This is a genomic window from Clostridium sp. DL1XJH146 (genome assembly GCF_054819755.1).
Window position 1 is genome coordinate 150,737 of sequence record NZ_JBTVVN010000003.1, and the last position, 10,734, is coordinate 161,470.

General features: G+C 29.9%; 13 protein-coding genes and 1 pseudogene. 1 reads left to right on the forward strand and 13 read right to left on the reverse strand.

Features of this window, described 5'->3' with window-relative positions:
- Nucleotides 1-22 precede the first annotated feature (22 nt).
- From ACVHXK_RS03050 to ACVHXK_RS03080, 7 genes are all read right to left on the reverse strand, one after another.
- Nucleotides 23-997 carry an ABC transporter permease gene (locus ACVHXK_RS03050; protein ID WP_461204882.1) on the reverse strand — a complete coding sequence of 325 codons (975 nt, stop codon included), beginning with the start codon at nt 995-997 and terminating at the stop codon, nt 23-25.
- Nucleotides 981-2,516, reverse strand: a complete 1,536-nt coding sequence (locus ACVHXK_RS03055; RefSeq protein ID WP_461204883.1) for a sugar ABC transporter ATP-binding protein — start codon at nt 2,514-2,516, stop codon at nt 981-983. Before ACVHXK_RS03055 ends, ACVHXK_RS03050 begins: the two co-directional genes overlap by 17 nt.
- Nucleotides 2,517-2,543: 27 nt before the next feature.
- Complete coding sequence (locus ACVHXK_RS03060; RefSeq protein WP_461204884.1) at nt 2,544-3,509, reverse strand: ABC transporter permease; 966 nt, start codon at nt 3,507-3,509, stop codon at nt 2,544-2,546.
- Between the two features lie 73 nt (nt 3,510-3,582).
- Nucleotides 3,583-4,617, reverse strand: a complete 1,035-nt coding sequence (locus ACVHXK_RS03065; RefSeq protein WP_461204885.1) for a sugar ABC transporter substrate-binding protein — start codon at nt 4,615-4,617, stop codon at nt 3,583-3,585.
- A 277-nt stretch (nt 4,618-4,894) separates the two neighbouring features.
- A complete protein-coding gene (locus tag ACVHXK_RS03070) occupies nt 4,895-5,551 on the reverse strand; it encodes a GntR family transcriptional regulator (protein ID WP_461204886.1) in 657 nt (218 codons plus the stop codon).
- Between the two features lie 177 nt (nt 5,552-5,728).
- Entirely contained in the window at nt 5,729-5,992 is a 264-nt protein-coding gene (locus ACVHXK_RS03075; protein ID WP_461204887.1) for a hypothetical protein, read from the reverse strand.
- A 96-nt stretch (nt 5,993-6,088) separates the two neighbouring features.
- On the reverse strand, nt 6,089-6,235 hold the full coding sequence (locus ACVHXK_RS03080; protein ID WP_461204888.1) for a ketopantoate reductase C-terminal domain-containing protein: 147 nt from the start codon (nt 6,233-6,235) through the stop codon (nt 6,089-6,091).
- 259 nt (nt 6,236-6,494) lie between these two features.
- Here ACVHXK_RS03080 and ACVHXK_RS03085 point away from each other — a divergent pair, with 259 nt between their 5' ends.
- On the forward strand, nt 6,495-6,695 hold the full coding sequence (locus ACVHXK_RS03085) for a 4Fe-4S binding protein (RefSeq protein WP_461204889.1): 201 nt from the start codon (nt 6,495-6,497) through the stop codon (nt 6,693-6,695).
- Between the two features lie 98 nt (nt 6,696-6,793).
- On the opposite strand, the pseudogene ACVHXK_RS03090 reads toward ACVHXK_RS03085, so the two are convergent.
- The 6 genes and pseudogenes from ACVHXK_RS03090 to ACVHXK_RS03115 form a co-directional block, all read right to left on the reverse strand.
- Nucleotides 6,794-7,087 (reverse strand): annotated as a pseudogene (locus ACVHXK_RS03090) (hypothetical protein); the annotation flags it as partial.
- 66 nt (nt 7,088-7,153) lie between these two features.
- Nucleotides 7,154-8,200, reverse strand: a complete 1,047-nt coding sequence (locus ACVHXK_RS03095) for a hypothetical protein (protein WP_461204890.1) — start codon at nt 8,198-8,200, stop codon at nt 7,154-7,156.
- Nucleotides 8,201-8,347: 147 nt separating this feature from the next.
- Nucleotides 8,348-9,028 carry a FadR/GntR family transcriptional regulator gene (locus ACVHXK_RS03100; RefSeq protein WP_461204891.1) on the reverse strand — a complete coding sequence of 227 codons (681 nt, stop codon included), beginning with the start codon at nt 9,026-9,028 and terminating at the stop codon, nt 8,348-8,350.
- 122 nt (nt 9,029-9,150) lie between these two features.
- A complete protein-coding gene (locus ACVHXK_RS03105; RefSeq protein WP_461204892.1) occupies nt 9,151-9,330 on the reverse strand; it encodes a hypothetical protein in 180 nt (59 codons plus the stop codon).
- Between the two features lie 19 nt (nt 9,331-9,349).
- Nucleotides 9,350-10,114: a DUF3169 family protein gene (locus ACVHXK_RS03110; protein ID WP_461204893.1), complete on the reverse strand. Its 765-nt coding sequence runs from the start codon at nt 10,112-10,114 to the stop codon at nt 9,350-9,352.
- The gene (locus tag ACVHXK_RS03115; protein WP_461204894.1) at nt 10,107-10,322 is read right to left on the reverse strand and encodes a helix-turn-helix transcriptional regulator; all 216 of its coding nucleotides are present in this window, start codon (nt 10,320-10,322) and stop codon (nt 10,107-10,109) included. The genes ACVHXK_RS03110 and ACVHXK_RS03115 overlap by 8 nt, the downstream gene beginning before the upstream one ends.
- Nucleotides 10,323-10,734 lie beyond the last annotated feature (412 nt).

The following is a 10,734-nucleotide window of genomic DNA, read 5'->3' on the forward strand; positions in this document are numbered from 1 at the left end:
TCCTTTTATTAGATAGAATTATTTATTTTGATTTACTTACTTTAACCTTTTTATTGAGCGTAGATTTTGAAAAACTATCGAAGGCTATAGCCGCAATAATTATTATCCCTTTAATTACCAAATGATATTCAGATGAAATATTTAAAAGGTTCATTGCATTTGATATTATTCCTACTAAAACCGTCCCAAAAACAGCTCCTTTTATAGATCCATTACCTCCAGCTAAACTTGTTCCTCCAAGAACTATTGCTGTAATTACATCAAGTTCATATCCTTGGGCCATAGTTGATTTAGCTTGTTGCGTCATTGACGATAATACAATTCCTGCAGTAGTTGCAGTAAAAGCTGAAATCACATAGCCTAAAGCAGTTATTTTTCTTACTGCAATACCCGAAAGTTCAGATGCTACTGGATTTCCCCCTGTTGCAATAATTTTTCTACCATATGAACTATGATTTAATATCCAATAACTTATGCCAAATATAACAAACATTATATATACGGGTACAGGTATTCCAAATATCTTACCTAATCCAATAAAAACAAATGATTTAGGCTCTAATATACCAATAGTTTGCCCATCAGATATTACTAAGCTCAAACCAAATATATAACTTAAAGATGCCATCGTTGCTATAAAAGCTGGAACCTTGAACCTGGCTACTAGAATACCATTTATAAGACCTATCAAAGAACCAACTGCTAAAGTAATAATAATACTAAATATCATATTAAAACCAAAATTGACCATAAGTGTAGCAAATACTATACCCGCTAAGGCTGCTACAGACCCTACTGATAAATCTATTCCACCTGTTATAATAGTGTATATACTTCCTGCTGCCATAATACCCGTTATCGCTACTGACCATAAAACATTAGATAAATTTCTAACTGTTAAAAATTTTGGTGATAAAATCGATAAAATCACTACTAAAACTACTAAAATTAGAACTAATCTATATTTATATAATAATTCTTTATTCAGTTTTTTCATCTGAACTACCCCCTGATACCATAAGTCCTTGCGATGCTTTTAAAACTGTTTCTTCATCTATAGACCCTTCAGAAAATTCTTTTATTAATTTACCTTCTCTCATTATAAGTATCCTATTTGAAAGACGAGTTAATTCTGGTAAATCCGATGTAATAACTATTACGCCTACACCTTTAGCCGCAATTTTCTCTATTAATGTATAAATTTCTTCCTTTGCTCCAATATCAACTCCAGCTGTTGGCTCATCAACTATGAGAATATTTAAATCTCTAACTAACCATTTTCCTAATACTACTTTCTGGGCATTACCACCTGAAAGATTTCCAACATGAATTTCTGTATTATTAGGTTTTATATTCATTATCTCAATTGCTTCTCTAGCAAGTTTATTCTCTTTTACAAAACTAACCACATTATTATCTGAAATCTTCTCGAAATTACATATAGCAATATTTCTTTGTACTGAAATCTCGGGAACTATTCCTTGGTTTCTTCTTTCTTCTGGAACAAACCCTATTCCATTTGCAATGGATTTTTTTATTGTAGGTTTATATTTTTCACCATTCAAATAAATATTTCCACTATTATACTTATCTGCACCAAAAATAGCTCTTGCTAGTTCAGTCCTACCTGACCCTACTAATCCACTAATACCAAGGATTTCACCTTTTTTTAAATTAAAAGATATATTTTGAAATCCCTTTACAGAAGTAAGCTTTTCTACTTTAAGTACACTATCCCCATCTATCTTTTTCAGCATAGAATGACATTCTTGTTCTTCAATATTTCTTCCTATCATTAGTTTTATTATTTCTTCTGGGTCTATTTGATCTTTTTCAAGCAAAGCAACTTTCTTTCCATCCCTTAAAACAGTAACTCTATCTGCTAGAGCAAAAACTTCTTCCATTCTATGAGATATGTATACTATACTTACGCCTTCTTTTTTTAGGTCTGCAATAATTTTAAACAAAATTTCTGATTCGCTAGCACTTAAAGATGCTGTCGGTTCATCCATAATTAACAAGGATGCTTTCAATGAAAGTGCTTTTAGTATTTCAACCAATTGTCTTTTGGCTATACTTAAAGATTCAACCTTCGTATCTGCCTTTATGTCAAATTTGTATTTTTGAATTAATTCATTAGCACGTTTGTACATTTCTTTTTTATTTATAGTTTTCGTAAATTTATTTAATGGCTCTCTACCTAAAAAAATATTCTGTGCCACCGTTAAACTTGGTATTGAACTAAGTTCTTGATATATAGCTGATATACCCATATCTTGCGCATCATTTCTAGTATGCTTAATTTTTATGTCCTCACCATTATAGTAAAATTCTCCTGAATCTCTTTCTACAAAACCAGTAATTACTTTAATTAAAGTAGATTTGCCTGCTCCATTTTCACCTACTAAAGCGTGTACTTCTCCTGCTTTTACTTCAAAATCAACATCACTCAAAACAACATTTCCAGAATAAGATTTCACGATTTTTTCAGCTCTAAGTAAAATGTTATCTTTCATTTCCTATCTCCTTTATAAATAATATTATTATGCTACTTTATTATCAATACGGCCTTTATACCATTCATCAAACATAACTGCAATTACTACAATTACACCCATTATAATAGATTGATAAGCAGCAGAAATATGAAACTTGTAAATTCCATTTTGGATTACCGCCATAAAAAGAGCCCCTATTACTGTTCCTAATATATCTCCACGTCCACCACTAAATGCAGTACCACCTACTACAACTGCAGCTATTACATCCATTTCCATTCCACTTCCCATAGATGGTGTTGCAGTCATCAGTCTTGCAGATAAGAATATTGCAGCTATAGCACACATTGCTCCAGAGAATGTATACACTAAAATTTTTGTTTTTTTGTCGTTTATTCCTGATAACTTAGAAGATTTCAAATTAGCGCCTATAGCATAAGTGTACGTACCAAACCTTGTATGCTTTAATAATAAATGTCCTATAATTGCAAGAACTGCGAATGCAATGGCAACATAATATATTCCCGATATCTTGCCTGCAAAACTAACAAATGATTTGTTTTGTATTACAACATTTCTTATTATTCCATTCTGTTTTATTGAAATTAGTGTTGTCATACCTCTTAAGACACCCATCATTGCTAATGTAACAATAAAATCAGGCATTTTAAATTTTGTTATTATAAATCCATTTACAAATCCTAAAAATGCTCCTACCAATATAGCAATCGGAAGAAATATAATTACAGGAATACTAGTGTAATTCATAAAATTAACACATAACATAGCTACAAATGCAACTATAGAACCTACAGATAAATCAATACCCGCAGTAATAATAACAAATGTCATCCCAATAGCAATTATTCCTATCCCTGATGCTTCTCTCAAAATAGAGGACAAGTTATTAGTAGTTAGAAAATAAGGACTTAAATAAGTAAAAACAGCCATTGTTACAATAAGTAATACAACAAGCACTAGCCTTCTCATAGTATCTTGCTTCATTTTCATTTATACCTCTCCTGTCTTTGTTAAATATTAATTTACAAAAGGAGCTGACCAGCAGCTCCCATTATTAATTAATTTACCATCTATCTTCTTCTCTAATCGTATCAACATTATCTTGAGTAACAGCTACTGGAGCGATTTCGATTACTCCTGTCTTTGGAATCTCTGTTGGATGAGTATTGCTTGATAATAAGAACATAGCAAGTCTAGCTGCTGTTGCTCCTTGATCATAACAGTTAGTATATACTGTACCAGTAAGTTTTCCTTGTTCTATCATAGTAAGAGCGTCTCTTTCACCATCAGCTCCCCAAATAACCATTTCATCTAATCTTCCAGCTGAATCTGCTGCTATCGCTGCTCCTTCAGCCATTGAATCATTTATTGCATAAACACCATCAATTTTATCATTTGCTTGTAAAATATTATTCATTACAGATATTGCTTTATCTTTCATCCATTCAGCATTTTGTGCTGCAATAATTTCCATATTAGGATATTTTTCAGCTAATCTATCTCTGAAACCTTGTTCTCTATTAACTCCTAGAGTTGCACCTGGAGGTGATTGAAGTATAACAACATTTCCTTCTTCACCAGTAGCTTTAGCAATTTCATCAGCTACTATAACACCTGCTTGATAATCAACCATTTGAACTAATGCTGCATGGTCTACTGCTACATCAAGGTTAAGTGTGATAACAAAAATACCAGCTTCTTCAGCTTGTGTCGTTACTGCAGATAAAGCTGCTGCATCTAATGCTTGAAGAACGATTACATCATATTCTTGATTTATTAAATCTTGCATAAGAGTTTCTTGTACTTCAGCTTTTCCTTCGCCATCAAATGATTGATATGTAACATTTTCAAAATATGCAAGTTCTTTTTCAATTCCCTCACTCCATGCCATTGGTACACTATGTCCAAATTGTGAAGTAATAAAACCTATTTTATATTCTTCATTATCTTCTCTTGTTATTGTTGCTGCCTCTCCACCATCATTTGTTACTTCATTGTTTGAAGTTGAGTTATTTGGATTACCACCAGTACAACCTACTAGTAAAGATGAAATCATTGCAACCAAAACTAATAATACTACTTGAAATTTAACTTTCATTAATTCTCCCCCTTATCTTTGTAAAAGATTTCATTTGCGATTTCAGTAATATATATCACTGATATATCTATCATATATTATTTATATATGATAGTCAATATAGAATTAAAAGTTAAATTTTTAACTTTTAATTCTATATTGACCTTATAAAAAAAACACAAGATTTATTATACTAAATCTCGTCTTTATTATTATTCTATATAAATTATTTATTCTATATAAGGTAGTTATACTTTCTAAAATCATTATTTTTTAAATAGACTTTATTTTTCCAAACTTATACTTCGATATATTTAAACGCAACTTCCTCAGATTTTGATAAATGACTCAGTAATGCTCCTTTAGCTTTTTCAAACTCATCATCTAATAAGAAGTTAATAATATCAATGTGTTCTTGATTACTAACATCATTCCTTTTCTCCATATTAAAAGTTAAAATTCTCATTCGTTGATTTTGATACCAAATATTAGTCATTACATCTGATAAAAAAGTATTTCTACACATATCAATTATGTAAGTATGTAAATTTTTATCTAGTTCAACATAATAATTTTTTATATCTAGTTCTGTTTTTAATTCATCAGGTACATTTTCAAATTTATCTTTTATATCAAGTAACCATTCTTTAGAAATATTGTCCTTACCAATTTCTAAAGCTTTAGGTTCTATTATTTCTCTTATCTGAAATACTTCCTTAATTGTTTTTGCCGTTATATTAGATACAAAAATACCTTTTCTAGGATATATATTAACTAATCTATCATTTTCTAATTTCATTAAAGCTTCTCTTATTGGTGTTCTACTAACACCCATTTCTTCTTGTAATTCGTCCTCTGATATTGACTCACCTGGCTTTAACTCTCCTGTTATTATTTTTTCTTTAATATATAAATATGATTTCTCTTTCAAATCCATTTTACCTTTTCTTGACATTTTTCCCCTCCTATTCTAAACTGTAGCTAATTATGTATTATAGATATATTATATATATATCTATAATATACACTTTGTCATATTAAGTCAAAGACTTTATATATAGCTACCCCTAACTTAGCTATATTTCAAAATTTTGTTTTGTTATTTATATTAGCTATCATAAACATATGCTCACTATCCTCCCCCACGGGAAAATTTCAAACAAAAATCATAGTACATTGTATCAAATAGGTCTTTTCTAAAATTAAATACAATAGTTATAACAGGTAGCCTGATGGAACCTAGATTAATTGGACTCTCTTCTTTAACTTCTACTTTCCACCCATCCCCTATAACTTTTCCGTATTCAATTCTTTTACCGTCGAGTTTTATAAAGTAGTCTATTATTTCTACCATAGTTATTAATCTCATCTCTATTACTTTTTCTATAAATTCCATAAACACACTACCTTTTGCCATTACAGATTTTTAATACACAATATTCTAAAACATAGTCTAGAAAAATAATAACATCCCGTATTCTCTGACCATTAGCTAGAACTTGTTCCCTTGATATTCAAAATGTTTGCCAATCATAGAATATACAGGAGCATCGACACCTAAATCATTAGCCATTTTTATCATTTCAAAAACAAGACCATCTATCTCTGTTTTTCTGCCAGTTTTCATATCCTTTTGCATAGTATATATTTTAATTCTATTATCCTTTTTACTTACTAATATTATATATTAAATTCTAGTAATTTTCATTATTTTCTAACAATTATTGGTCTTTACCTGTCTGCATTTTACATATAAATTTGTTATCTAACTTAAGATTACTAATATCAATATCGCAATTTATAACAAAAATACTAATCAATACTATTGAAAAGCTGTAAAAATTGATTTATAATGAATATACCCACACAGGGTATATTGTTGTTATGGAGGTATTAAAATGAAAAAAGCTTATGTTAATCCAAATAAATGTGATAGATCACCGTTTTGCGCATCTAAAAGGGCTTGTCCTGTAAAAGCAATCTCTCAAGAATCTCAGGGTTTCTTTAATAAAGGTCCCGCTGTTGTCGATAAAGCTCTCTGTATTGGCTGCAAAAAGTGTATAGATTATTGTCCTCATAATGCAATAACTATGAGATAATATTCAAAATACACTCCAATTAAAAAAGTACCGTTACTTATTAATTGTTGTTTTCATTATTTATAATAAATTAATTTAACTCGGTACTTTTTATAATGTTAATTCTCTTTAGTTCCAGAAATACTAGATAGATTTACTTTCACAATTGTCTGTTTCATTTCTTTCAATGGTACACCCGCACTATCATATTTTCTTACCAACGGAATTGCATCAAATTTGAATTTAGTAGTACATTGACCACAGCCTATACACATGTATTCATCTACAACTGCATCACCACACTCAAGACAACGCTCCGTTTCTTTCTTCATTTGCTCTTCTGTAAATGTACCACGTAAAACCTTAAATGTTTTCTTAGATTTGCTTCCATCAGCATGACCTGTTTTCTGTCTAATAATGCTAAAATTAAAATCCAGCTTCAAAATTATGAGGCTGGATCCCTTAGTTTTTTTAATTTATTAAAACTCAATTTTATACTCGAAATTTAAAACTCTTTCATAGTCTTTTTCTACAAAATCAGTAGGAATAACGTCTATAGCTTTCTTATTAAAATAAGTTGCTCCACCTATCTTTAACACGCTGTAGACAAACTGTGAGCAAAACATCATATTATCTTTAAAGCTATGTTTGGTTACTAACCCTAAGGTATTATAGGCGCTACCTGTTTCATTAATCTCTTTTATATAATCTATCATCTTAATTTTCTGTTCTTTAGTAACATCTAATGAATAAACAGCAATAGCTGCTCCTTCTTTTTTATTAAAATATTCAATCATCTCATGGTTAAGCCCTGGTGGAAATATCTTTTCCCCCCCATTATAACTAACAATAGTATTAAGTTCTCTATCGAAAGCTATAGAAGCATGATTATATTTCTTTTTTGTAAAGATTGAAACTAAATTACTAGTACTGCTGCCCGTATCAGATACAATAATATATACTTTTTGATTGTATCTTATTTGACCCTCATCGTCTCTTTGTAAACTTTTATCACACAATTCAAAATAATTTTCTGTCAAACTATCTTTGTTTGTATACTGAGCTATACTTGTTCTACTTACATTATCTATTAGATCCTCTATACTATCCTTGTTCAGTGCTGTTTTCAACTTCGCTAAATCCTTGTAAGAAGCAACTCCCACTTGCCTAATATTAGGCATTATTACTGTAGCATTTTTATTTACAATCATATATTTTTCAACAATAAATGGTGCAATTAATAATACTCCTGTACATATTTTAGCTAATACTATATGCCAAATTCCAACGTACATTGGACTTAGCATAGCTATCTGAACTACAATTTGAAAAGCCATAAGCATACCATAATTTAAAATCAAGTAAGCTCTGTGTCTCTTTAGTCCTCCAGTTAAAGCAGCTTTAGCTATTTGATAAGTATCAGCAAATATATAAGCGAGTAGGTATACAGTAAAATTACCAAAAATAATCATAATTATAAGTGGAACTAATAAAATTTTGAAATCTATCGTTCTTATTCTATTCAATTTTGTTAGCCACCTTTCTCATTGCATCTTATTTTATCACAATAATTTTACTGTAGCAATGATATTGCTGCTTATTAATGTTGTAAGAATTTTCCTAAATAAAAAACTCCCAATCTACTGATCAGAAGTTATACCTTTCTAGCTATCTCAGACATTTTTTTGATGCCTTTTCAAATCTTCTATCGTTCTTTCAATATGCCTTCTGGCATATATACTAGCTAACTCAGCATCTCTATTTTTAATTGCATCTAAAATAATTTTGTGTTCTTTTATCCCTCCGCTAGGACCCAACCCTTTATATAGTTCTATTTGATGATATCTCAATATATCTTTTAATACCTCATTCACTTTTATAATTAAAGGATTATTACTTCCTTCAGCTATTTTCATATGAAAGTTTAAATCTTCTTCTGTAAATTTATCAATATCCTCCTTATGTTCAAGCATAATTTCATAAGATTTTTCTATTTCATCAATTTTTTCATCAGAACATCTCTCAACACATAATTTTATACTTTCAACTTCCGTTATAAGTCTAAATTCTAAAATCTCCATATAATTATCTCTATCCAATGTAAACATAGGTATAAGCTTATTAAAATAAATACTAGGTTTTAAATCATTCACATAAGTTCCTCCACCTTGCTTTTTGCTAAGAATACCTAGTGTAGCTAATTTTTCAATGGCTTCCCTAACAGAAATTCTACTTACACCCAGTTCCTCTGCCATTTGAGTTTCTGTAGTAATTCTGTCCCCTTGTTTCCATTCTCCTCGGAATATTTTCGCCTGGATGTTTTTAAAAACTATATCACTTGTTCTTTCCTTCATAACTTCTCCTTTGCTCACTGTAAATCATAACTACCTATACTTATCTAATATTATATACTATTTTTTATCAGCAATTCCACTAGTATTTCAGACATTTAGACTTGCCTCTTCCAATTGTTAAATTAACTGTTCTTCTTCTCAGCACAAATTGTTAATACTAAACAACCTGCTACAATACCAATCCCAATAGCAATATAAGAAAAACCATAATCTAAGATAAGATTTCCTAGCACCATCAAAGTAGAAATTATCAATACTAACCAACCAATAAAAGTACAAACTTTTTTCCCTGTTATTATCATAATTAACCCCTCCCTTAGACTAATTATTATCTTTAATAGCATAATAATTGTAAGAGCTTACTTGAAGCAACATGAACATACAACTTACAAATACAGAAAAGCCCCCAGTTTTAAATACCATGTTACACATTATAGTAATGACTACTAGAGCTAAAGATACACCTCTTGAAAATTGGAAAGATTTATATCCGGCTTTATATATTTTAAGCTTTTCAGCCTCATCACAGCTCTCAAGAAAATCTTTGTGAAATTTGAAAGATGTTGGATCTCCCTTAAATCTATTATCATTTTTTTGAATAAATTTAACAGTTATAATCTCTAGTATTGAACCAGCCATACAGCAAATCAAAAACACAAGGAGTGCAATCAAAACTTTACTACTAGTAACATCAAAAGTCATTCCTAAAAGCATAAAATTTAGCACAATGAAAGCAGCATTGATAGATAAGGAAATATCCCCAAATTTATTTCCGGATTTTTCGAGTGCCTCCATTTCCTCTTCAGACACTTCTGCCTGAGATATCTTATTAATCATTTGTCTACCTTTAATATTAAAATAAACAGCTGGAAGAAATAAAAATATTATTAAGGCAATATTTATTTTTATGTTATTTTCCATGAAAAAACTGCCCATATTATTGAATAAATCCACATATACCGAATCTTTAAACTTGAGCATTGCTATAGATAAAACTCCTCCAATAATTCCACCGATAAATAATAATAGTAAAAAACGAAACGGCGTCTTTTTATTCACTTTGTTTATTTTATTTACATTATTCATTTTCATCTTCCTCCTCATAATTAAAAATCTCTTCTACCGCAGTATCAAATATTTTTGCTAACTTTAGTACCAAGGTTATAGAAGGGTTATACTCCCCTCTTTCAATTGAACTTATTGTTTGCCTTGATACCCCACACATTTTGCTTAATTCTGTTTGGTTAATACCTAGCTTTGCTCTTTGCACTTTCAAAGTATTATATAACGGCATCTTGTCCTCCTTGTTAAAAATTTGTATATGATTTTGACAACTTTATTTATTATGTTGACAAACTTACATTTAATATTGACAACTATTCTTGTCATATATATAATACCATTGACAAGAATAGTTGTCAATGGTTTTTTAACTAAGATAGAAAAAGCAAGTGGTCCAAACTTCTTTGGCCTACTTGCTTTTTAGTTGCTATTTGATATTTTTTACAATAATCTATCTATTTAACATCAATCACAATAGGCTCTTCAAACTCTACTTTGCGTGAGTAAGAAGGTGACATATAAACTGTATCGTAATCATAATCTTTTAAAGTTATCTCCACTAAGAACGAGGCCACTGAAAAACTATGAAATTAAAATCATTATCGCATTAAATGTGATAATGATTTTTTTATATCTCAAAAAGG

Excerpts from the sequence above, each read along its gene's own strand:
- ACVHXK_RS03050 (WP_461204882.1), bottom strand. The coding sequence starts at position 997 with ATGAAAAAACTGAATAAAGAATTATTATATAAATATAGATTAGTTCTA.
- ACVHXK_RS03055 (WP_461204883.1), bottom strand. The coding sequence starts at position 2,516 with ATGAAAGATAACATTTTACTTAGAGCTGAAAAAATCGTGAAATCTTAT.
- ACVHXK_RS03060 (WP_461204884.1), bottom strand. The coding sequence starts at position 3,509 with ATGAAAATGAAGCAAGATACTATGAGAAGGCTAGTGCTTGTTGTATTA.
- ACVHXK_RS03065 (WP_461204885.1), bottom strand. The coding sequence starts at position 4,617 with ATGAAAGTTAAATTTCAAGTAGTATTATTAGTTTTGGTTGCAATGATT.
- ACVHXK_RS03070 (WP_461204886.1), bottom strand. The coding sequence starts at position 5,551 with ATGTCAAGAAAAGGTAAAATGGATTTGAAAGAGAAATCATATTTATAT.
- ACVHXK_RS03075 (WP_461204887.1), bottom strand. The coding sequence starts at position 5,992 with ATGGAATTTATAGAAAAAGTAATAGAGATGAGATTAATAACTATGGTA.
- ACVHXK_RS03080 (WP_461204888.1), bottom strand. The coding sequence starts at position 6,235 with ATGCAAAAGGATATGAAAACTGGCAGAAAAACAGAGATAGATGGTCTT.
- ACVHXK_RS03085 (WP_461204889.1), top strand. The coding sequence starts at position 6,495 with ATGAAAAAAGCTTATGTTAATCCAAATAAATGTGATAGATCACCGTTT.
- ACVHXK_RS03100 (WP_461204891.1), bottom strand. The coding sequence starts at position 9,028 with ATGAAGGAAAGAACAAGTGATATAGTTTTTAAAAACATCCAGGCGAAA.
- ACVHXK_RS03105 (WP_461204892.1), bottom strand. The coding sequence starts at position 9,330 with ATGATAATAACAGGGAAAAAAGTTTGTACTTTTATTGGTTGGTTAGTA.
- ACVHXK_RS03110 (WP_461204893.1), bottom strand. The coding sequence starts at position 10,114 with ATGAATAATGTAAATAAAATAAACAAAGTGAATAAAAAGACGCCGTTT.
- ACVHXK_RS03115 (WP_461204894.1), bottom strand. The coding sequence starts at position 10,322 with ATGCCGTTATATAATACTTTGAAAGTGCAAAGAGCAAAGCTAGGTATT.